At 55.2% G+C, this 22,720-nt stretch carries 20 protein-coding genes; 9 read left to right on the top strand and 11 right to left on the bottom strand.

The annotated features are described in order from the left end of the window. Window position 1: 1 nt before the first annotated feature. Window positions 2-2,089 (bottom strand): carbon starvation CstA family protein, encoded by a 2,088-nt coding sequence (locus tag LNA76_RS01925; RefSeq protein WP_094197224.1) that lies wholly within the window; start codon window positions 2,087-2,089, stop codon window positions 2-4. A 518-nt stretch (window positions 2,090-2,607) separates the two neighbouring features. Between LNA76_RS01925 and ehuB the strand changes: the two genes are divergently transcribed. The 4 genes from ehuB to ehuA all read left to right on the top strand — a co-directional run bounded on the left by ehuB (window position 2,608) and on the right by ehuA (window position 5,725). Further along, on the top strand, window positions 2,608-3,474 hold the full coding sequence (gene ehuB / locus LNA76_RS01920; protein WP_108727711.1) for an ectoine/hydroxyectoine ABC transporter substrate-binding protein EhuB: 867 nt from the start codon (window positions 2,608-2,610) through the stop codon (window positions 3,472-3,474). A gap of 102 nt (window positions 3,475-3,576) precedes the next feature. Further along, window positions 3,577-4,248 (top strand): ectoine/hydroxyectoine ABC transporter permease subunit EhuC, encoded by a 672-nt coding sequence (gene ehuC / locus LNA76_RS01915; RefSeq protein WP_094197226.1) that lies wholly within the window; start codon window positions 3,577-3,579, stop codon window positions 4,246-4,248. A 2-nt stretch (window positions 4,249-4,250) separates the two neighbouring features. Further along, on the top strand, window positions 4,251-4,943 hold the full coding sequence (gene ehuD / locus LNA76_RS01910; RefSeq protein ID WP_230017753.1) for an ectoine/hydroxyectoine ABC transporter permease subunit EhuD: 693 nt from the start codon (window positions 4,251-4,253) through the stop codon (window positions 4,941-4,943). Continuing rightward, the gene (gene ehuA / locus LNA76_RS01905) at window positions 4,940-5,725 is read left to right on the top strand and encodes an ectoine/hydroxyectoine ABC transporter ATP-binding protein EhuA (protein ID WP_094197227.1); all 786 of its coding nucleotides are present in this window, start codon (window positions 4,940-4,942) and stop codon (window positions 5,723-5,725) included. Before ehuD ends, ehuA begins: the two co-directional genes overlap by 4 nt. Window positions 5,726-6,098: 373 nt before the next feature. Here the strand turns inward: ehuA and LNA76_RS01900 are convergent, their stop codons facing one another. From LNA76_RS01900 to LNA76_RS01875, 6 genes are all read right to left on the bottom strand, one after another. Then, complete coding sequence (locus LNA76_RS01900; RefSeq protein WP_108727713.1) at window positions 6,099-6,710, bottom strand: DUF2239 family protein; 612 nt, start codon at window positions 6,708-6,710, stop codon at window positions 6,099-6,101. 371 nt (window positions 6,711-7,081) lie between these two features. Beyond that, window positions 7,082-8,005, bottom strand: coding sequence for an ectoine hydroxylase (gene thpD, locus LNA76_RS01895; RefSeq protein ID WP_094197230.1), 924 nt, complete (start codon window positions 8,003-8,005; stop codon window positions 7,082-7,084). Between the two features lie 18 nt (window positions 8,006-8,023). After that, the gene (locus LNA76_RS01890) at window positions 8,024-8,416 is read right to left on the bottom strand and encodes an ectoine synthase (protein ID WP_094197231.1); all 393 of its coding nucleotides are present in this window, start codon (window positions 8,414-8,416) and stop codon (window positions 8,024-8,026) included. Next, on the bottom strand, window positions 8,416-9,723 hold the full coding sequence (gene ectB, locus LNA76_RS01885; protein WP_094197232.1) for a diaminobutyrate--2-oxoglutarate transaminase: 1,308 nt from the start codon (window positions 9,721-9,723) through the stop codon (window positions 8,416-8,418). The genes LNA76_RS01890 and ectB overlap by 1 nt, the downstream gene beginning before the upstream one ends. Before the next feature lie 97 nt (window positions 9,724-9,820). Continuing rightward, window positions 9,821-10,378 (bottom strand): diaminobutyrate acetyltransferase, encoded by a 558-nt coding sequence (ectA, locus tag LNA76_RS01880; protein ID WP_376913960.1) that lies wholly within the window; start codon window positions 10,376-10,378, stop codon window positions 9,821-9,823. After that, window positions 10,375-10,902: a MarR family winged helix-turn-helix transcriptional regulator gene (locus LNA76_RS01875; protein ID WP_042481944.1), complete on the bottom strand. Its 528-nt coding sequence runs from the start codon at window positions 10,900-10,902 to the stop codon at window positions 10,375-10,377. Before LNA76_RS01875 ends, ectA begins: the two co-directional genes overlap by 4 nt. A gap of 426 nt (window positions 10,903-11,328) precedes the next feature. Between LNA76_RS01875 and yddG the strand changes: the two genes are divergently transcribed. After that, window positions 11,329-12,240, top strand: coding sequence for an aromatic amino acid DMT transporter YddG (gene yddG, locus LNA76_RS01870; RefSeq protein WP_230017751.1), 912 nt, complete (start codon window positions 11,329-11,331; stop codon window positions 12,238-12,240). A 163-nt stretch (window positions 12,241-12,403) separates the two neighbouring features. Here the strand turns inward: yddG and tldD are convergent, their stop codons facing one another. Beyond that, a complete protein-coding gene (gene tldD / locus LNA76_RS01865; RefSeq protein WP_094197236.1) occupies window positions 12,404-13,864 on the bottom strand; it encodes a metalloprotease TldD in 1,461 nt (486 codons plus the stop codon). 527 nt (window positions 13,865-14,391) lie between these two features. Between tldD and LNA76_RS01860 the strand changes: the two genes are divergently transcribed. After that, on the top strand, window positions 14,392-14,739 hold the full coding sequence (locus tag LNA76_RS01860) for an H-NS histone family protein (RefSeq protein WP_094197237.1): 348 nt from the start codon (window positions 14,392-14,394) through the stop codon (window positions 14,737-14,739). A 93-nt stretch (window positions 14,740-14,832) separates the two neighbouring features. Here LNA76_RS01860 and LNA76_RS01855 read toward each other — a convergent pair whose 3' ends face one another. Then, window positions 14,833-15,480, bottom strand: a complete 648-nt coding sequence (locus LNA76_RS01855; protein WP_094197238.1) for a DUF4136 domain-containing protein — start codon at window positions 15,478-15,480, stop codon at window positions 14,833-14,835. A 163-nt stretch (window positions 15,481-15,643) separates the two neighbouring features. Here LNA76_RS01855 and pepN point away from each other — a divergent pair, with 163 nt between their 5' ends. Together pepN and LNA76_RS01845 are read left to right on the top strand one after the other, a co-directional pair. Then, window positions 15,644-18,322: an aminopeptidase N gene (gene pepN, locus LNA76_RS01850; RefSeq protein ID WP_230017749.1), complete on the top strand. Its 2,679-nt coding sequence runs from the start codon at window positions 15,644-15,646 to the stop codon at window positions 18,320-18,322. Continuing rightward, window positions 18,319-19,344 (top strand): class 1 fructose-bisphosphatase, encoded by a 1,026-nt coding sequence (locus LNA76_RS01845; protein WP_230017747.1) that lies wholly within the window; start codon window positions 18,319-18,321, stop codon window positions 19,342-19,344. The genes pepN and LNA76_RS01845 overlap by 4 nt, the downstream gene beginning before the upstream one ends. Window positions 19,345-19,602: 258 nt before the next feature. On the opposite strand, the gene LNA76_RS01840 is transcribed toward LNA76_RS01845, so the two are convergent. Then, window positions 19,603-20,589 (bottom strand): quinone oxidoreductase family protein, encoded by a 987-nt coding sequence (locus LNA76_RS01840; RefSeq protein ID WP_162496897.1) that lies wholly within the window; start codon window positions 20,587-20,589, stop codon window positions 19,603-19,605. Between the two features lie 149 nt (window positions 20,590-20,738). Between LNA76_RS01840 and LNA76_RS01835 the strand changes: the two genes are divergently transcribed. Then, window positions 20,739-21,599 carry a DMT family transporter gene (locus LNA76_RS01835; protein ID WP_230017745.1) on the top strand — a complete coding sequence of 287 codons (861 nt, stop codon included), beginning with the start codon at window positions 20,739-20,741 and terminating at the stop codon, window positions 21,597-21,599. 4 nt (window positions 21,600-21,603) lie between these two features. On the opposite strand, the gene LNA76_RS01830 is transcribed toward LNA76_RS01835, so the two are convergent. Next, a complete protein-coding gene (locus LNA76_RS01830) occupies window positions 21,604-22,674 on the bottom strand; it encodes a tartrate dehydrogenase (RefSeq protein ID WP_230017743.1) in 1,071 nt (356 codons plus the stop codon). Between the last annotated feature and the right edge of the window lie 46 nt (window positions 22,675-22,720).

Genomic DNA, 22,720 nt, shown 5'->3' with positions numbered 1-22,720 from the left:
ATCAAGCTCCTGCTGCCGCTTGAGCCGGCAATGGCTGGTAGGGGGTCTGGGCAGAATGCGGCTCTGTGCTGCGGCGCGCTTTCAACACGCAACGTATGCCAAAGAACACCATGCTCAAGACCACGAAAATGAACAGACCACACAAGGTGGAGTTCACGTAATCGTTGAAAATGACCTGCTGCATCTGCTCCAGTGATTTGGCCGGTGCCATGACGGTTTGTTCGGCCAGACCTTGCTGGTACACCTTGGCGTGGGCCAAAAAGCCGATCTTGGGATCGGGGTGGAACATTTTCTGAAAGCCAGCCACCAGTGTGCAAATCAGTAGCCAGAGAGTGGGAACCACGGTCACCCATGCGTAGCGGTCTTTCTTCATCTTAAAGAGCACCACCGTACCCAAGACCAGTGCCACTGCCGCCAGCATTTGGTTGGCAATACCGAACAAGGGCCACAAGGTATTGATGCCGCCTAACGGATCGACCACGCCCTGATACAGGAAGTAGCCCCACGCCGCCACGCACAAGGAAGTGGCAATCAAGTTGGCAACCAGAGACTCCGTACGCCGCAAGCCCGGAACAAAGGTGCCCATCAAATCTTGCAGCATAAAACGACCTGCACGCGTACCGGCGTCTACGGCCGTCAGAATGAACAAGGCTTCAAACAAAATGGCGAAGTGGTACCAGAAGCTCATCATCGCAGGCCCGCCGATAACGTTATGCAAGATGAAGGCCATACCTACGGCCAGAGTAGGAGCACCACCGGCACGAGAAATGATGCTGTTTTCACCCACGTCACTGGCCATTTGGGTCAGGTCAGCCGGTGTAATCAAAAAGCCCCAGCTGGACACCACTTGCGCGGCCTGTTCGGGCGTGGTGCCAATCAAGGCAGCCGGGCTATTCATGGCGTAGTAAATGCCAGGCTCGATAACGCAAGCGGCCACCAACGCCATGATGGCCACAAAGGACTCCATCAGCATGCCACCGTAACCGATGTAGCGCGCCTGGGTTTCGTTCTCGATCATCTTGGGCGTGGTGCCCGAGGAAATCAAGGCATGGAAACCGGACACGGCACCGCAAGCAATGGTAATGAACAAGAAGGGGAACAAGCTGCCGGACCAGACTGGACCGGTGCCATCAATAAACTGGGTGGTGGCGGGCATTTTCAGCTCGGGTGCAACGATCACAATCCCAATGGCCAGCCCCACAATGGTGCCAATTTTCAGGAAAGTGGACAGATAGTCACGCGGCGCCAGCAACAGCCACACGGGCAGCACGGCAGCGATAAAGCCGTAGATAATCAACGCCCAGGTCAGCTCTTCGCCATTCAGGGTAAAGAATGGCCCCCAAGTTGGATGTGCAGCTACGTCCTGACCATACACAATGGTGGCCAGCAGGAAGATCAGCCCAATCACCGAGACCTCGCCAATGCGGCCTGGCCTTAGGAAACGCAGATAAATCCCCATGAAGATAGCCAGCGGAATCGTTGCTGCCACCGTGAAGGTGCCCCACGGCGAGTTGATCAAGGCCTTGACCACAATCAGCGCCAGCACCGCCAGGATGATGACCATAATCAGAAAAGCGCCAAACAGCGCGATCACACCCGGCACCGTGCCCAGTTCGGACTTGATCAAATCCCCCAGCGAGCGCCCGTCACGGCGCATGGAGATGAACAGAACCGTGAAGTCCTGCACCGCCCCCGCAAACACCACGCCGGCCAGAATCCAGAGCATGCCGGGCAAATACCCCATTTGCGCTGCCAGCACCGGCCCCACCAATGGACCAGCACCTGCAATTGCAGCAAAATGGTGCCCAAAGAGCACATGTTTATTGGTCGGTACGTAGTCCAGACCATCGTTATGACGCCAGGCTGGCGTCATGCGGGTAGCGTCCAGCTCAAAGACCTTACGAGCAATGAAACGACTGTAGTAACGATAGGCAATTAAATAGACGCAGACTGCCGCGACGACGATCCATAGAGCATTGATGCTCTCCCCCCGGCTCAGTGCTACCGTCCCCAGGGAAAAGGCCCCCAGCATCGCAACCAGCACCCAAATCAGATGCTGTTTCATAAAACCGCCCTCTTCTGTGCGCATACAACCTCCACGATTTGCATTAAGTAAGTCTGTCACCCACTTTTTCTTCTGGCTGCACTTCTGATCTGAAGAAGTTGCCAGCTGCCGGTACAAGAGACGCTACACCGCGCGGGCTTAGCGTTCTTGCTGGGTCAGCACAGTTGCTTGATACCGTGCATTTCCCGCACCAGTAGTGTTGAAAGCGCGCCAAAGCGCACTTTCCAAAAAGGTGTCGGCGCGCCCGAAGGCGCGCCGAACTTATTCATGAATCAACCTGAGGTAGTCACAAGTCAGGCGCTTTTGAGAGGGCAAGCGCTCTTGAATCCTTGGGAGCATAGTGAAAACGCGCACTCAAGACACCGCGCATTTTCCCTAAGATCAACTACTTTGCTTATATAGAAATTCTAATCAGTTCTTTTGATCGATAGTTTCTATCCATTTAATTTGAGTACGAATGATTTTATGCGCTATGATTTCCCTGCAAATCTTTCGTAAAACAAATCATTTATAACGAAATGGTATAGGCGAAAAAAGGACTCATGATGAAACTACAATCCAAGCCCCTCTGCGCGCTGGCCTTTGCCCTGATGGGCACCATGGCCGCCGCTTCCAGCGCCCAAGCTGTCACGCTGGAACAAGTCAAAGAGCGCGGCGTGATTCGCGTCGCCGTTGCTAATGAAATTCCGTACGGATATATGGACATGTCCGGCAAAGCCCAAGGTGCCGGCCCTGAAGTGGCCCAGGCCATCATGGAGCGCCTGGGTGTCAAAGAAATCAAATGGGAAACCGCCAATTTCGGCTCCCTGATTCCCGGCCTGCAAGCCAAACGCTTTGATATGGTGGCTGCTGAAATGGCCATCCTGCCGCAACGCTGCAATACCGTGCTGTTCTCCGAGCCCAACAGCTCTTACGGCGAAGGCCTGCTGGTGGCCAAGGGCAATCCCAAGAACATCCACTCTTACGAAGACTTCGCCAAGACCGATCACAAGATTGCCATCATGGCGGGAGCCGATCAGCTAGAGATGATGCAGGCCCTGGGTGTGCCTGACGCGCGCATGGTCACCATTTCCAACAACGCCGATGCCATCTCGACCGTAGCCACAGGTCGTGCCGATGCCTATGCGGCTACCGGCCAGACTGCCAGCGACCTGGCCTCCAAAGGAGATGGCAAGGTGGAACTGGCTGCCGAATTCAAGGATCCCATCATCAATGGCAAGCCGGTCCGTAGCTGGGGCGGTTTTACCTTTGCCAAGGAGTCCGAGGACCTGCGTGATGCCGTCAACAAGGAACTGGCTGAGTTCAAAAAAACCGATGAATGGAAAGCCATCCTGAGCAAGCATGGCTTTACCGAAGAAGACGTCAAGCATTCGTTTGAGAAATCCACGGAACAGCTGTGTAAAGCCTGATCCTTCACCTGCGGGTAAGGCGGCCGCACGGGCCTGCGCGGCTCCTTGCAAGGGCCAACAGAGCATTCAACGTGCGTCGCCTGCCCTTGTCTGGAACCTGATATGGATTGGTTAAGTTACAGCTTGCCCCTGATGGAAGGGGCCTGGGTCACCATACAACTCACCCTGTATTCAACCGTGGTGGGAGCTATCGCCGCCTTTGCTCTGGGCATAGGCCGGCTGTCCCACTCGGTCGCCCTGCGCTCTTTGTCCATCACGATTATTGAAGTTTTTCGCGGCACCTCTTTATTGGTACAACTGTTCTGGCTGTACTTTGCCCTGCCGATTCTGGGCGAGTCCATGGGTCTGGACTGGCGTCTGGACCCGGTCGTGGCTGGCACCCTGGCCTTGGGCCTGAACATTGGCGCCTATGGTGCCGAAGTGGTACGTGGGGCAATTCAGGCCGTGCCACACTCCCAACTGGAAGCCGCCAAGGCCCTGGACTTTACGGAGCGCCAAACCCTGTGGCGCATCAGCCTGCCCCAGGCCATCCCCGAGATGATGCCCAGCTTCGGGAATCTGGCCGTGCAGAATCTGAAAGATACGGCCCTGGTCTCTTTGATCAGCTTGGGGGACTTGAGCTTTAGAGCTGAACAAATACGCAACTTCACCCAGGACAGCACCACCATCTACACCTTGCTCTTGCTGATGTACTTTGGCATGGCACTGGTACTGACCGTCCTGATGAAATTGCTGGAACGCGCAACCGGCCGCTGGCGCGCGCAAAGGAGCTGAACATGCTGTTTGGTATTGAATGGGACACCAGCAGCAACGGAGCATTTGCGCTGTCTATCCTGCCTATCTTACTCAAAGGCTTATGGGTCACCATCCAGGCCGCTGTGCTAGGCTTCGGTGTGGCCGCGGTGCTAGGACTGATTCTGGCCGGCCTGAAAAGCGTGCGTTTGCGCCTGATTTCCTGGCCCGCCTATGTACTGACCGAACTCCTGCGCGACACGCCTTTGCTGGTGCAACTGTTTTTCCTGTACTACGTGCTGCCGGACTACGGCATCGTGCTACCCGCCTTTCTGACCGGCGCGCTGGCGCTGGGGGTGCAATACAGCGCGTATCTGTCTGAAGTCTATCGAGCCGGTCTGGAGTCTGTTACTCACGGCCAGACTGAAGCCGCTCGCGCGCTGGATATTTCTCCGCTGCGCACCTTTATGGTCATCACCCTGCCCCAGGCTATCCCGCGCATCATCCCGGCCATGGGTAATTACCTGGTGTCCATCATGAAGGACGTGCCCGTGCTCTCTGTCGTATCGGTGCTGGAAGTCCTGAACGTGGCCAAGATTATTGGTGACCGCACTTTTAACTACATCATTCCCCTGTCCATGGTGGGCGGCCTGTACCTGCTGCTGACCCTCCTGGCTTCGGCTGGGGTACGAGCGCTGGACCAGCGCTTGCCCAAGCAAGGAATTCCCCTGCGATGACTGACACTACAAACCCCATCATTCAATTTGACAATGTCACCAAGAAATTCGGTGATGTCACTGTCCTGGATGCCTTGAACTTCCAGGTAGAGCCTGGTGAGAAAGTCACCATCATCGGCCCTTCCGGTTCTGGTAAATCCACGGTACTGCGTATCCTGATGACGCTGGAAACCATCGACGAAGGCGTCATCACGGTAGCAGGCAAACCTCTCTGGCACGAACGAGTTGATGACAAGTTGGTGCCCGCCAGCCAAAACCATTTGCGCGAAATGCGCAAGGAAATGGGCATGGTGTTCCAGCAGTTCAACCTGTTCCCGCACATGACGGTGATGCGCAACGTCACCGAAGCGCCCACCCATGTGCTGGGCCTGTCCAAAGAACAGGCGCGCGAGCGGGCCACCAAATATCTGGATCTGGTGGGTCTGATCGACCATGCGGACAAATTCCCCAGCCAGCTCTCTGGCGGGCAGCAACAGCGCGTCGGCATTGCTCGAGCCCTGGCCATGGAACCGAACATTCTGCTATTTGACGAGCCAACCTCGGCTCTAGACCCGGAACTGGTGGGCGAAGTGCTGGGCGTGATTCAAAAGCTGAGTCAGGAACAGGATCTGACAATTTTGCTGGTGACCCACGAAATGCAATTTGCCAAGGAAGTCTCAGACCGCGTCTGCTTCTTTGATAAAGGCGTGATCGTGGAATCCGGCCCGCCCGAACAAGTATTCTGCAACCCGCAGGAAGCACGAACTCAAGCGTTCTTGAGCAACTTTATTCAGGCGGCGTGAACGCTAACACTGCGTCACTTGAGCGTGGCTCTCCCCTGAACCGCGCTCAAACGGCTTTTTCCAAAAAAATAGTCAATCTCCTGCAAAGGCTCCGTAGAGGGAGCTCTCCAAACCTGCACGGCGACGGGCCAGCCCTCCCAGGTAATCCGCCTTATTAGCAAAAGCCAAAAACGAATCTGTGCTTTGTCGCTAAACCAGCATAGCCAGATCCCGTCGCCCCTGTTTCGGACCAATCAAGAATGGGCCGCCTGAACCCAAAAACTGGCCGCCGCTTGCGTGCGTCGCGCATGACAAAGGCACGACCTGATGCCTGAGTCGGCTCCAGATACACATGTGGCTGAGGCTTGGTGCTCATGCTCTCTGTCCCCAAGTCTTATTCAAGCAAGGATGTCGCCGGAGCTTCAGCCAGTTTGATAGCATGCTCACGCACATCTTCCGGCCAGGCTGCCAGCAGTTGTTTGAATCGCTCCCACTCATCGGCAAACAAGGCTCGCATGGCTTCTTCAAAGCCGGGCAAATCGCCACCGATTGCCGTCATGAAGTTATAGACCCGCTCTTGCGCCTGACGACGCTGATCTTTGGCGGCACTGGCTCGGCGGGCTTGTTCCACCAGTTTGCGTAGGGCAACCGATGCACCTCCAGGCTGGGTTGCCAGCCAATCCCAATGTCGTGGCAACAAGGTCACCTCGCGGGGGACGACGCCCAGCTTGGGGCGACCACGGCTTCGTGGGGCCTCTTCTTTTATCTGCTCAAGCTCAGGTTCAGGGACGTCCACAGACGCATAGCGTTGCGCCAGCTCTTCGTCCGTCCCGTGCGTATTCACATCCACGAAGCGGCCCGTCTCATCGTCAAAGATCAACACGGGATCGTTAACCTGGCTTTCCAGCACTTTTTTCACGGCCAGCACATTGACCAGCATGGAACCGTGCGCGATACGGCGGTGGCCCATAAAGCTGGTGTAAGTATGGGGATAAGTCGTTTTCATAGCAAAACCAATGCGTCAAGTAAGAAGGCCCTATTTTTACCCGGGTATTATTAATCAGTCAATATTATCCGGGTATAAATAAAAAAATGGGCCAATTAGGTGCATTGAAGCCACTGATCCTGGCCAGCAAGCATCTCAAATGATTCCGACCTAAGCCATGACCAAAGAACTGTCTGCGCTCACTGCTTTCCTGGGCCCAGACCCGTCAATGCGATCAAGACCAATAGTCTGCCCACAACTCGGTCCCAGAGACTGGCCGCCTCATCCCCTTATGCAAAGTCTTGAATACACAAAAAACGCCCCCTGGAAACAAATCCAGGGAGCGTTTTATCCGGCCAAATCCGCACGCAAGGTACAGACCTTCTTCGTGCTTAGGACTCCAGCAACGGCCCACTCAATGGCGTCAGGACAGGGAACTGTCCGCGAGTCGCCACATGAGCAGGACGGGGTGTCAGCCCCTGCTTGGGATCGCCCACGCAGTTCTCCATGCTGTTATAGACCGTAAACACATTGGCTCGTGGCCAAGGCGAGATATTGCTGGCCGAGCCATGCAAGGTATTGCAGTCAAAAAAGATCACCGAACCGGCCTTGGCCGTAATGGCCTCAATGCCGCCTTGATCCACCAGCAAACGCAGGCTGATCGGATCGGGCACGCCATACTCCTGCTTGCGCAAGGATTCCTTGTAATGGTTGTCCGGTGTCTGCCCCGTGCACGAGATGAACTGGCGGTGCGAGCCCGGCACCAGCATCAAGGGGCCATTGCACACATTATTGTCCGTCAGCAGCACCGAGCAACTTAATGCGCGCATCTGCGGCATGCCATCTTCGATATGCCAGGTCTCGAAGTCCGAGTGCCAGTAAAACTCCTTGCCGGTAAAGCCCGGTTTCAGGTTGGCACGGGACTGATGCACATACACCTCCGAGCCCAGAATCTGGCGAGCCACATCCAGCACACGTGGATCCCGCACCAGGCGGGCAATCAACTCGCTAAGTTCATGCACCCGGAAGATCGAGCGCACGGCCTGACTGCCTTTTTCCACCACGGCCTCTTCACGGGACAAGATGCCGGGATCCGCACTCATCGCCTCCACATTGCCCAGCAAGGCTTGCACTTCCTGCGCATTGAACAAATCGGGCAGCAGCAAAAAGCCGTTGTCCTCATACTCCCGCAGTTGGGACTTGTTCAAAGGCTGGCTACCTACCGGGTCCGGATACACCACCGGCTCCTGGCGGCTGACGATGGCCGCCGTTCGTTCTGTACGGGATGTGTACAGATCGCTCATGGTCACTGTCATCATGCTCTCCTTAGGTCTTCAGTCTTCCACGATGGCTGGGTAAACCCCTTTCTCATCGTGAACTTCCTGACCGGTCAAGGGCGGATTGAATACGCAGATCACTCGCAGCGGCTCTTTACCACCACGCAGATAGTGCTCGTCGTGCTGGTCCAAAGCGTAGACCACGCCTGGGCCCAACTCGTATTTCTTGCCGTCGGCAACGGTTTCGATTTCACCATCGCCCTCGATGCACCATACCGCTTCCAGGTGATTCTGGTAGTGGATGTGCGTCTCGGTGCCAGGAAAAATAACGGTTTCATGAAAGGAAAAACCCATGCCGTCTTTCTTGAGCAAAACACGGCGGCTGACCCAGGTATCTGTACGCACCTCGTCGCGGGTTCCAATCACATCCTGTACGTTCTTCACCAACATTAGCGTGCTCCTCCAATCTTCAGAATCTTGGCTTGGCTGCCACGCTTGGACAGGCACTGCGCCACGCTGCGTTCAATAATGTCCAGCCCTTGAGTCAGCTCTTCATTGCTGATCGTCAGCGCAGGCAGCAGCTTCAGAACTTCGTCATGGGCGCCCGACGTTTCAACCACCAAACCCTGCTTGAAAGCCTGTGCGGCAATTTCATTGGCCAGACCGGCACCGGGTGGGGTTACCAGACCTTGGATCAGGCCGCGACCACGTACACTCAAGCCACGATCGGGGTAGCTGTGCACCAGATTTTCCAGCCAATCGCGCACTTGGCGCTCTTTACCCTGGATCTCGGCTTCAAAGTCCTCGTTGGCCCAGTAACTTTCCAGGGCTTGAGCGGCGGTCACGAACGCCAGGTTATTGCCACGGAAGGTACCGTTATGGGCGCTGGGCTTCCACACATCCAGCTCAGGACGCAGCAAGACCAGGGACATGGGCAAGCCAAAGCCGGACAAGGATTTGGACAAGGTAATAATGTCAGGGCTGATACCGGCTTGCTCGAAACTGAAGAAACGGCCAGTACGCCCGCAGCCGACCTGAATGTCATCGACAATCAGCAACATATCGTGCTCGCGGCACAGACGTTGCAGCTCACGCAACCAACGCTGTGTGGCAACGTTCACGCCCCCTTCACCTTGCACGGTTTCCACGATGACCGCGGCAGGATGGTCCAAACCACTGCTGGGATCTTCCAGCAAACGTTCCAGATAAGCCATCGTATTGACGTCCGGGCCCAAGTACCCGTCATAGGGCATGAACGAGGTATTGCCAAGGGCGACACCTGCTGCACTACGAAACTTGGAATTCGCCGTCACTGCCAGGGAACCCGTGCTGACGCCGTGGAAACCGTGCGTAAAGGAAATCACATTCTGGCGACCCTTGACCTGGCGTGCCAGTTTTAACGCCGCCTCCACGGCATTGGTGCCCGTCGGCCCGGTAAACTGCAAGCGGTAGTTCCACCCGCGTGGTTTGAGCAGAATTTTATCCACCGTTTCAAGAAAATACTTCTTGGCGCTGGTGGCCATGTCCAAACCATGTACCAAGCCGTCGGTGTTCAGGTATTCAATCAGCTTTTCTTTCAAATGGGGGTTGTTGTGCCCGTAGTTGAGCGTACCGGCCCCACTGAAAAAATCGATGTATTGCCGACCTGACTCGTCCTCCAAAACCGAGCCTCGGGCTTTGTTGAAAATGACCGGGAAGGACCGGACGTAGCCCCGTACTTCAGACTCCATCCGGTCGAATATTTTTAAATCAGTCATATTTCCTCTCCTGGTTATAGAACGGCGTGTCTTTTGAGCCGACAAACAACAATCAGCGAACCAGACCGGCTCTACCGTTCTTTTGCGTAAAGTCCCCTTATCCAGAGTCCAAGGGGCCGATTCGTAATAGAGGTTCTGCCTCGTGAGCCTGATCGGCAAACAAGGCGGTATCAAAAAATTCCTGTTCCTGCATGGGCACACCCCAACGCCGTGCCATGGCCGCAAACAAGCCGCGCGACGCCCGGTTCCCGGGGCTGACCGTCGTTTCCAGATAGCGCAGGGAACGACCACGCAAACGCTCTCGTAAGTGCTCCAGCATGGCCTGCCCCAGACGACGCCCGCGGGCGCGCTCATGCACGGCAACTTGCCACACAAAGAGCACATCGGGACGGTCGGGGAGAAAGTAGGCAGAGATGAAACCGTCTATTTGTTCCCCACGCTGCGCAATAACGCAGGTCTGGGAAAAGTGCTCGCTGAGCAGCAAATAGAGATATTCAGAATTCAGATCCAAGGGCGGACTGTCGGCAATCAGTTGATGGATTGCAGCAGCATCGCGCAATTGAGGCGCTCGCAGGATCAGCGCCGGGTCACTGGGGGCAGGATCGGCGGCAGTCACACTGCCGGCCGAGCTGCCCGGACTGGGTCGATCCGTCAAACCACCAACCCGGATTCAGGGGGAACATCCCCTTCCGGGACCTCAAGAATAGGCGAGGCCGTCTCATCGGCCTCCAGCACAACATCCGGGTCAGCGTCGAGCAAGCGCACAATGCGCTCCAGGGACAAGGTCATGGTGGCCTGTTCCAGCTCGGGCAACTCTTTCAAAGCGTCCGACAGCTTCTTTTGCAAAGGGGATGGCGTATCGTGTGCCAAGGTCTTACCCTCTGGTGTCGCACTGACAAAAACAATGCGCCGATCTTCACGACCGCGCTCACGCAGCACCAGTTTCTTGTCTTCCAGACGATCCAGAATACCGACCACGGTGCTGGGGCTGACGTGCATTTCGCGACTGATGGCTGTAGCCGTCAGCGGGCCTTTTTCAATAATGGTGCGCAGGCAGATCAACTGAGGCGCGGTGATATTGCTGTACGCCGACAACTGCCTGGAATGCAGGGCAATCGAGCGCGTAATCTGGCGCAAAGCCCGCAAAATTCGTAAATCGTAGTGTTGATCTGTGGTCATTTAATTAGCCAAACAAAATAATTCAGCACGATTAATTCGTGTTGAAATGATATGCCTAGAAAAGATCTAAGTCAAACCGATTTACACTCAAAATCATACGGAGCGTAAACACGCAGAGCCGACTTAAAACCCCAAAAAGTAAGCACCCGCCCCCTATTGAGCGGGCCAGCAAAATGTGGAAAATACCCTGCCCTATCCCTTTATTCGCCCTGATCGCGCCAAGACGATACACAGCTTACAGTACACTGTCATGCGCCTTTACCGAGGCGGATCGGTCTGTCTTTAAGCAAGGCAGGGGCGCTGCATCAGAATCCTGCTTGCAAACTGCCACAGCCTGATACAGACCCAGCCCATTAACCCATCACCGTCTCGGCCAAGTAAAGCCACGACCTGCCCACGGTGCGCCTGGCAGACAGTAAAACCAGCATGAAGCAATCTGATAAGGCCACCCTGACCGGACTGATCGCCATTGTCCTTTGGAGCACGATTGTCGGTCTGATACGCAGCGTCAGCGACTATCTTGGCGTCACCGGTGGCGCTGCCCTGATTTACACCCTGGCTACCGTCTTTCTGCTGTTATCGGTGGGCTGGGTGCGCCTGCGAGACTTCCCGCGCCGCTACCTGCTTTGGGGCAGCATCCTGTTTGTCTGTTATGAGCTGTGCCTTGCCCTGTCGATTGGCTATGCTCATAACAGCCAGCAGGCTATTGAAGTGGGGATGGTCAATTATCTGTGGCCCACCTTCACTATCGTGGCCGCTATTTTGTTCAATAAGCAAAAAGCCAACTGGCTGATTGCGCCGGGCCTATTCTTGTCCATGATGGGTATCAGTTGGATTCTGGGCGGTGAACAAGGCTTGAGTCTGCACAACATCTGGCTGAATGTGCAGGACAATCCCTTGAGCTACGGCCTGGCCTTTAGCGGTGCACTGATCTGGGCCGGCTACAGCACCATGACCGCCCGCATCGCCCAGGGCAAAAATGGCATCACCTTGTTTTTCATGCTGACAGCAGCGGCCCTGTGGATGAAATACCTGATCCAAGGCGCGCCTGCCATCACGTTCACAGTGCCCGCTTTACTGTATTTGCTGCTGGCTGCCATTGCGATGGGCTTTGGTTATGCCGCCTGGAACGTGGGCATTTTGCATGGCAATGTCACCATACTGGCCGGCGCTTCTTACTTTATTCCGGTCATTTCAGCCGCCCTGTCCACCTTTTTGCTGCAAGCCCCCTTGACGCTGACTTTCTGGCAAGGCTCGGCCATGGTGTGTTCGGGGGCCCTGTTGTGTTGGTGGGCCATTCGCGTGCGCAAACCCAGGCCGGTGACACGCACTGTCTGAAAAACCATACTCATTAATCCCAACACCGTTGTGCCTGCCGCGCAAAAATCAAAACTAAAAGCAATGTGCTGCGCTGCAATAAAAGCGGCATCAAAAAAGACCGTCCCCGTTAATTCAACTTCGGGCGGTCTTTTTATTGGTTTTGATTAGCCAGCAAATTAAATCAGGCGGTTCCACCCACAGTCAGGTTTTCCATCCGCACGGTAGGAATCCCGACCCCAACCGGAACACTTTGACCTTCTTTACCGCAAGTACCCACTCCTGAATCCAACTGCATGTCATTACCGATCATACTGATTTGATTCATGGCATCGGGTCCGCTACCAATCAGGGTGGCCCCTTTAACGGGGTACATCAGTTTCCCATTTTCAATCACCCAGGCTTCCGAGGCGGAGAAAACAAACTTACCGCTAGTAATATCAACCTGGCCGCCACCGAAGTCTACGGCATATAAACCTTTTTTAACCGAGGCAATAATTTCCTGAGGATCCTTATCGCCGCCCAACATAAAGGTGTTGGTCATACGCGGCATGGGCAGGCTGGCGTAGGATTCACGGCGGCCATTACCCGTAATGGCCGTCCCCATCAGGCGCGCATTATGGGTATCTTGCAAGTAGCCTTTCAAAATACCGTCTTCAATCAAAACCGTACGTTGCGTGGTATTGCCCTCGTCATCCATATTTAAGGAACCACGGCGGTTTTCCAAGGTGCCATCATCAATGACGGTCACGCCTTTAGAGGCCACGCGCTGGCCAATACGGCCCGAGAACAAGCTGCTGCCTCGCCGGTTGAAATCGCCCTCCAAACCGTGGCCTACCGCTTCGTGCAGCATGACGCCTGGCCAGCCCGGCCCCAGAACCACCGTCATCTGCCCAGCGGGTGCCGGTTTGGCTTGTAGATTGGTCATGGCAGAACGCACAGCCTTGTCCACGTAACTGCGCAGCATATCGTCAGAGAAATAGGACAGGTCAACCCGCCCGCCACCGGCTGCCGAGCCGCGTTCACGACGGCCATTTTGTTCAACAATGACCGACAAGGACAAATGCACCAAGGGACGTACATCGGCTGCCAACCGGCCATCGCTACCAGCGACCAGCACCACATCGTATTCCGCCCCCAGACTGGCCATGACCTGCACCACGCGCGAATCTGCCGCACGCGCCAAAGCATCCAGCCTTCCCAGCAAAGCCACCTTCTCAGGGGCAGGCAAACTGGCGATAGGGTCCGTGCCGGTATACAAGGGGGGGCGCGGTGAATCGGTCGGCACCAAAATGCCGCTTTTACCCGAACCGCCCTGGCGTGCAATCGAACGCACCACACGGGCCGAGGACAGCAACGCCTCGGGACTGAGGGAGTCCGAATAGGCAAACGCGGTTTTCTCGCCGCTTAATGCACGCACACCCACGCCCTGCTCGATTGAAAAGCTGCCGCTTTTGACGATCCCCTCATCCAGCGCCCAGCCTTCGCTACGGGTGTACTGAAAATACAAATCGGCGTAGTCGGCCTGATGGGTGAAGATCTCACCGAGCGCGCCAGACAAATGACTTTCGTCCAGACCCCAGGGGTCAAGCAACAGTCCACGGGCACATTCCAGAGCATTGATAGCCGGATCAACTAACTTCATCGTTTATTCCTACTGACAGATCCCCGGCAAGCCCATGGCTGCAAGGGACGAAAATGGGTACCAATAGACGTGCTGACATCAACTTGGCTTCCGTCCATCTGAGCATTAAAACAGAATGTGCCACCGTATGCGATGCCCACGTACGGATCAGGCCATTTACGCCCCTCCCCCCCCCAAATCAGCCGATTGAAGCAATCGGTTCAAATATTCTACTTACGACATTTTCTGATACGGAATTAAAACTATTTAAAAACCCGTCTAATTAGAAATGAACCCATATGGTTTTGGTATAAACCCATTCGGTTTTATGATAACCCCTGATTAGATTAATTAATCAAGAGCCATAGAATCGTCTAATACCCTTAAATAATTACAAAAACCAAACACCTTTTTGATTAAGGGTTTATTTTTTATCCAAACCACTTATCTTTTCAAGAAAATCAAAGTACACTGCTTTCACATGATAAACATGAGCTTGTGCAGGCAGGGTTTATCAGATAACTACAAACATGAAACAGGAATCCTATATGTCAGTCGAAACTTACAGCTCCGCAAAGCAGAAGATCGAAAAAGAGATTCTGCGTCTGCAAAAGCAGATGAAATCCCTTAGAGTTAAACAGCGTCGTCCTGTCATTGCGTCTATCGTCAAGTCCATGCAAGACAACGAGATCACGATTGAAGAAGTTGCTGAAGCTCTGGAAAACTCTGCCCGTCGCGGCGCTGGCGCTAGCTCCAATGGTCCCAAAACCAGCCTGCCTCCCAAATACCGCCACCCCGGCACCCAAGACACCTGGACGGGCCGTGGTCGTCCACCACGCTGGATCATTGATGCAGAAGCCAATGGCCGCAGCCGTGAAGAGTTTCTTATCAAATAAGCTTGGAAACCAAACAAAAGAAAGGGACCGCTTTTCAAGCGGTCCCTTTCTTATTGATCTAAAACCCCTACATAATATCGGGGTTCTAGCGACTCAATCTCGAGGTAATGGATATCGGATATCAATCACTTGTCCATTATTACCGGGAAAACCATCAAATATGGCCTGGGACAAAAAAGGCATCTGCTGGTCCAGATTGTCAGAATGGCTATACGACACAGCGGTGGCGCGATACACTTCCGCGCCCGAGTTTTGATTATCCGTAATAATTACATTTAGATAATTTTTATACATAGTGACAGGAACATTCACTACATTCGGAGAATAAAAGAAACCGCCGCCCCAGCCATCATTTGGCGCATAATAGCCGCGACCAATTCCCCATGCGGATGGGCCATAAAAGCTATCTGCAAATTGCGGCACCCAGCTTTGCTCCTGCGGATTGCCATAATCCATTTGCACCACGAAACGCGCCGATTTCAGATCAGGGGCTTGCACCAGTCCTGTCACCCCAATAGAAGCCCGCACAGAATCAGCAAAAGACTGGTATTGCAAACTGCCGCTTTTGTCTGGCGAGGACTTGATGTAATACGTATCGCCACTGGTGGTGGTGGGCCATTGCTGATAACGCGTCAATTTGGCAGACCAGCTAGGCGCAGCGCAAGCCGTAGTCAACAACGCGAATGCCAGGCCCATCAGGCGTAGGGCGCGCCAGGAAGCCCCTTCAGAAAATAAGCTCATCGTTTCACCTTTGCTTGTTTTTCGCTTGCACGTTCAAGCCCGATTAATGGCAGCGCCACAGCGCTGGCGAACAATTAGTGTACTGCCTGTTTCTGGCGCTCAGTGTGGGCGTTCAAACAACATTACAATAGACCATCTTTTTCGATTGTCGGACCAGGATCACATGCGCACAGACACCTTACCCACGATCTCCCGCCACGATTACCAACCTTACCCCTATCAAATAGAAAAGGTACGGTTGGAATTTGATTTGGCGGCCGAGCAAACCTTGGTTCGTCTGGCTTTTCGAGCCAGCAGCCGGGATGGCCAGATCCGCCCCCTGGTGCTGGATGGCGAAGACATTGAACTCATTGAAATCAGTCTGAATGGCGTCGCCCTGAACGCCCAGGATTACCAGCTTGATGAGCAGGGCCTGACGCTCTCGCCGGCGGCCACAGAGTTTGACGTGGTACTGGTGAGCCGCTGCCGCCCCCAAGAGAACACCATGCTGATGGGCCTGTATATCTCGGGCCAGAACCTATTTACTCAATGCGAAGCCCAGGGCTTTCGCCGTATCACTTTCTTTCCGGACCGCCCCGATGTGATGTCCCGCTATGAAGTGGTGCTGCGTGGCGATGCCAAGCGCTACCCGTATCTGCTCTCCAATGGCAATTTGCTGGAAAGCACCACACTGGACGATGGCCGTACTCAAGCTATCTGGGAAGACCCCTTTCCAAAACCTTCTTATTTATTTGCGCTGGTGGCCGGCGATTTTGATGTACGCGAGCGTGAAATCAAAAAGGCCAATGGCCAGCCTGCCCTATTGCAGGTTTATTGCGATCGTGGTGACGGCGATAAAACAGAATGGGCCATGCAATGCCTGGAGCATTCAGTACGCTGGGATGAGCAACGCTTCGGCCTGGAACTGGATCTGGACCGCTTCATGATTGTGGCCGCTCGCGACTTCAATATGGGCGCGATGGAAAACAAGGGCCTGAACATTTTTAATTCCGCCTATGTGCTGGCCGATGCACAAAGCACCACCGATGCGTCCTTCAACGCCGTCGAAGCCGTTATTGGTCACGAATATTTCCACAACTGGACGGGCAACCGCGTGACGTGCCGCGACTGGTTCCAGCTCTCCTTGAAAGAAGGCCTGACGGTGTTCCGCGACCAGGAGTTCTCGGCAGACATGTTGGCGCAAGGACTGGACGGCCCTCAAGCTGCCAGCGCTCGTGCCGTCAAACGCATTGATGATGTCAGCGTCTTGCGCGCGGCCCAATTTCCTGAAGATGCCGGCCCGATGGCTCACCCTATCCGTCCCGAGAGCTATCAGGAAATCAGCAACTTTTATACCGCCACGATTTACGAGAAAGGCGCTGAAGTCATTCGCATGCAGCACACCTTGCTGGGCGAAGAAAACTTTCAGGCTGGCATTCGTGAATACTTCAAGCGCCATGACGGCCAAGCGGTCACGTGCGATGATTTCGTGGACAGCATGGACAGCGTGTATCGCCAAGTCAAGCCTGGCCGCAGCCTGGAACAGTTCCGACGCTGGTATCAGCAGGCCGGCACTCCCCGCGTTCAGGTCAGCCTGCAACACGACCCCGCCACCCAGACCGCTACGCTGACCCTGCGCCAAAGCAATGCCCCCGCTGGGATTGAAAACAAATCCACGCCCAAACCCCCCTTGCATATCCCCTTTACCCTGGGCATGCTGGATCAACAAGGCGCTCCCTTAACCCTGCACCTGGATGATCAGCAAGGCGATACGCTGGTGCTGGATTTCACTGAAGCGGAACAAAGCTGGACCTTCACGCAGATTCCCGACGCTCCGGTTCTGTCCCTGCTGCGCAATTTCTCTGCCCCCGTGCGGGTGGACTACTACCGTCCGGATTCCGAGCTGGCTTTGCTAGCCCGCCACGACACGGATCCATTTGCACGCTGGGAAGCGGCGCAGTTGCTGGCTACCCGTCTGATTTTGTCCTCGGCCTCGGGACGCACTCCTTCGGCCACACAATTGGCGACCGTAGTGCAAACCTGGCATGCGCTGGTACAAGACCCCGCCTTAAGCCCTGCTTACAAGGCCCGCATCCTGTCCCTTCCCAGCGAGCGTGAATTGCTGGAACAGACCCAGCCCATGACCCCGCGTGCCGTTGTTCAAGCCCGCCGTCAACTCCAACGTGAACTGGGTCTGGCCCTGACTCCCTACTGGCAAGAGCTGTACCAGTACCTGAGCCTGGAACAGGCTCCTTACAGCCCAGACGCCTTGCAGGCAGGCCAGCGCTCCTTGCGCAATCTGGCTCTGAATTATCTGCTGGTTGCCGGTGTGAGTACCGGCCCACGGTTGGCACGCAATCAATACGATCAGGCCACCAATATGACTGATCGCATGGGTGCCTTAAGTGCGCTGGTGAACTACGGCGACCAAGAAGATCGCCAAGACGGCCTGGATGACTTTTTCCAGCGCTGGCAAGACAATCCCCTGGTGCTGGACCGCTGGTTCAGCTTGCAGGCCACCGCCCCCAGCACACAAGTTGCCCAAGTGCGCGCCTTGATGCTGCATCCGGCCTTCTCGATGCGCAATCCCAACCGCGCTCGCTCTCTGATTTTCCAGTTTTGCATGAATAATATGCAGGCGGTACACACGCCCGAAGGCTATACCTTCTGGGCCGAGCAAGTCATTGCCCTGGACAAGCTCAACCCGGAAATCTCTGCCCGTCTGGCCCGTGTGTTTGATAACTGGGCCCGCTTTGAACCCGAAGCCCGCGACCTGCTCAAGGCAGCGCTGGAGCGTATTCAGGCCGAACCCGGCCTGTCGGGTAATGTGGCCGAAATCGTACATAAAGCATTAACTCTTTGACCTCGGAGTCTGTCTTGAAGAAAAACCTTACTCAGTATCTGGTGGAGCAACAGCGCCAGAAAAAAACGGTCACCGCCGATGTGCGCCTACTACTGGAGACCGTGGCTCGCGCGTGCAAGGCCATTGGCCATGCCGTCAGCAAAGGGGCGCTGGGCGGCGTTCTGGGTTCTCTGGACTCCGAGAACGTCCAGGGCGAAGTTCAGAAAAAACTGGACGTCCTGTCCAATGAAATTCTGCTGGAAGCCAATGAATGGGGCGGCAATCTGGCTGCCATGGCCTCCGAGGAAATGGACACCCTGCACCGTATCCCCGACTACTACCCCAAGGGCGAAAACCTGCTCTTGTTCGATCCGCTGGATGGCTCGTCCAATATTGACGTGAACGTGTCCATTGGCACGATCTTCTCGGTGCTGAGCGTACCGCCTGAAGCGCGTGACCGCATCATCGAAGAGCAGGACTTCCTGCAGCCCGGCGTGCGCCAGGTTGCGGCCGGTTATGCCATTTACGGCCCACAAACCATGCTGGTACTGACTGTGGGTGACGGCGTTGCCGCGTTCACGCTGGACAAGGAAATGGGCTCCTGGGTATTGACCACCGAGCGCGTCACCATCCCTGAGGACACCGCTGAATTTGCCATCAACATGTCTAATATGCGTCACTGGGAAGCCCCGGTAAAACGCTATATCGACGACTGTCTGGCAGGCCCAGAAGGCCCACTGGGTAAAAGCTACAATATGCGCTGGATCGCCTCCATGGTGGCCGATGTACACCGCATCCTGACCCGTGGCGGTATCTTCATGTATCCCCGTGATGCCCGCGCCTCCGGTCGCAAAGGCAAGCTGCGTTTGATGTACGAAGCCAACCCCATGAGCTTCCTGGTCGAGCAGGCTGGTGGCTTGTCGATTGACGGCACACAGCGCATTCTGGACGTGCAGCCCACAGAACTGCATCAGCGCATTGGCGTGATTCTGGGTTCGCGCAACGAGGTCGAGCGCGTGCGCCAATACCACGAGCAAGGGTGACTTCTATCCGCTGCTCGCCAGCGGACACCGTTGCTTTGCTGAAATGAAAATGGCCTCCAATCTGGAGGCCATTTTTTTAGAAGGCAAACTATTCAGGCTGACTGCTGAGCACGTCTTTTCAACTACCAGATAGGTAAATTGGGAAATGACGTAAAGCCAACAAGGGCAGATGAGTGGTTCATAAGCACACCTCTGGTCTCAAGCACAGCGCTGAACAAAGACTATCTGCTCATCACTCTCTACACCCGATAATCCGCTTTAATCCAGTGTCAAAACGGTAGACCCCGTCGTGCGACGACCCGCCAAAGCCTCATGCGCCTGGGCAACCTGATCCAGTGCAAAGCGTTGGCCAATCAGCGGCTTGATCTTGCCTTGCAAAACCAGCTCGAACATCTCATCTGCCGCGGCCTGCATGGTTTCCTGCGTCGGCACATAAGCCCCCAGCACAGGACGAGTCACATACAAGGAACCCTTGGCGGCCAGAGTCGCCAGATTCACACCGGTTACCGGGCCGGAGGCATTGCCAAAGCTGACCATCAAGCCACGCGGTTGCAAGCAATCCAGCGAACGCTCCCAGGTGTCTTTACCCACACCGTCATAAACGACCGGCACTTTTTGGCCATTGGTCAGTTCCAGTACACGCTGCACCACATCTTCATAGGAGTAATCAATCACTTCCCAAGCACCATTCGCTTTCGCCAGTGCTGCTTTTTCGGGGCCGGAAACCGTACCAATCAATTTCACACCCAAGGCACGCGCCCATTGGCAGGCATACAAACCCACGCCACCGGCAGCGGCATGGAACAGAATCGTCTGGCCTTCATGCACACGATAAGTCTGGCGCAGCAAGTACCAGCAAGTCAGACCTTTCAGCATCATGGCTGCGGCCTGTTCAAAAGAGACGGCATCGGGAATACGCACGACACGGTCGGCAGGTACATTACGTGCTTGGGCATACGCCCCCAGGGGACTTTGACCGTAAGCGACGCGATCACCCACTTTCAGGTGCGTGACACCCGAACCGACTGCTTCCACAATGCCAGACGCCTCAAACCCCAAACCATGGGGCAAGGGATGGCTGTAGAGGCCATTACGGAAATAAATATCGATAAAGTTCAAACCCACCGCCTTTTGCCGTATGGTGACTTCTTGTTCCTGCGGAGCAGGTAACTCTACCGAAGCCCACTGCAATACCTCCGGGCCTCCATTACGTTCAATCCGTATCGCCTTAACCATCTGCGTCATTGTTTTACTCCTTTGATGAGGGGGCCCGTTGCAATGTCTTAGAATGATGCCTTACACGTATTGCCTGCCCGACCCCGCTGCCCTATCGCTGGCTGATCTAAAGCACCAGAATAGCGTAAATTTCACTCTTTTTTCTCGGATCGCTTTCCATGACGCATGGACGTGCTCTGGCAGCCATTCATGTGGCCGCCGTTCTGTTCGGACTGACCGGTATTTTTGGTGAACTCATCCAGGTCGGCGCTATGCTGATCACCGCTGGCCGGGCCAGCTTTGCGGTCCTGGCCTTGTTTATCAGTATCCGCTCTCAAGGACGCGGTTTGGGGCAAGGCATGAAAGCTGCGGACTTTCGTACCCTTCTTATGGCCTCCATCATGCTGGCCATTCACTGGGCCACTTTTTTTGTGGCCGTCAAAGTAGGCGGCGTGGCCATTGCCACCTTGGGGTTTGCCAGCTTCCCGGCCTTCATTACCCTGTGCGAATGGGCCGTATTGCGAGAGCGCGTCACGGTATCGGAATGGATCATTCTGGCTTTGGTCACCGTCGGTTTGTTGCTGGTTACCCCCTCTTTCGACTTTCAGGATCAATCGACCATCGGCTTGGCCTGGGCCATTGCCTCCGGCTTTACCTTTGCCATGTTCACCCTGATCAACCGCCGCGCTGCCAAGCATTTGTCGGCACAGCAAGTGGCCTGGTGGGAGAACCTGTTTGTCGCCCTGATGTGCTGGCCTTTTGCCATACCGCTGCTGGGCGATAGCACATTATTAGACTGGTTCTGGATTGCCCTGCTGGGAGTGTTTTGTACAGCGCTGTCGCACTACCTGCTGGTCTCTGCACTCAGCGTTCTGAATGCGCGCAGCGCCGGGATTGTGATCGCCCTGGAGCCTGTCTACGCCATTGCCTTTGCGGCTCTGCTCTTCGCTCAATACCCCAGCAGCCGTGCGCTGCTGGGCGGTGCCATCATGATTGGCGCCATCACTTGGGCAGGCCTGCGCCCACCCAAGTCCAGCTAAGGGTTTAGGCCATCGCTTCCAAAGTCTGGGCGATGGCAGCACCGACTTCTGAGGTGCTCGCCTGGCCGCCCAGATCGGGCGTACGCGGACCATTAGCCAACACCTGCTCAATGGCTTGCACTACTTCGGCCGCTGCCTGTGGGTAGCCCAGAAAATCCAGCATCAAGGCACCACTCCAGATTTGACCGACCGGGTTGGCAATACCCTTGCCGTAGATATCCGGTGCCGAGCCATGCACGGGCTCGAACAAGGATGGAAACACACGTTCAGGGTTCAGGTTGGCCGACGGCGCAATACCGATGGTGCCGGTACATGCCGGCCCCAGATCGGACAAGATATCGCCAAACAGGTTGGAAGCCACCACCACATCGAACCAGTCCGGGTGCTGTACAAAGTGAGCACATAGAATGTCGATGTGATACTTGTCCCACTTCACATCCGGGTATTGCTCGCCCATGGCGGCCACGCGGGAATCCCACCAAGGCATGGAAATCGAAATACCGTTGGATTTGGTCGCGGCGGTGACGTGCTTGCCTCGTTTTTTAGCCAGTTCAAAAGCGAACTTCAAAACACGGTCTGTACCGGTGCGGGTAAAGACGCTTTCCTGAATGACCACTTCGCGCTGCGTGCCTTCAAACAGGATGCCGCCGCTATTGGAGTACTCGCCCTCGGTATTCTCGCGCACGATAAAGAAATCAATATCACCAGGTTCACGACCTGCCAGCGGCGAACGCACACCGGGCATCAAACGCACGGGACGCAAGTTGATGTACTGATCAAATTCACGACGGAATTTAAACAAGGACTCCCACAGAGAAACATGGTCAGGCACCAGATCAGGCCAGCCCATGGCACCAAAGAAAATGGCCTCGGTATCCATCAACTGGGCTTTCCAATCTGACGGCATCATGGTGCCGTGCTTCTGGTAGTAGTCCGAGCTCCAGTCCAGCACTTTCCAATCAAAATGGATGGCGTGACGACGAGCAGCCACTTCCAAAATACGCAGCCCTTCGGGCATGACTTCCTTGCCGATCCCGTCTCCCGCGATCACGGCAATGCGATGAACTTTACTCATTCCTCTATCCTTGTGGTTTTAGCTGGCCGCAATGGCCTTATTTTGA

Source organism: Alcaligenes sp. MMA (assembly GCF_020907215.1).
GTDB lineage: Bacteria > Pseudomonadota > Gammaproteobacteria > Burkholderiales > Burkholderiaceae_B > Alcaligenes > Alcaligenes aquatilis.
The sequence above is the reverse complement of the archived record's forward strand: the minus strand, read 5'-3'. Positions and strand labels throughout refer to the sequence as shown.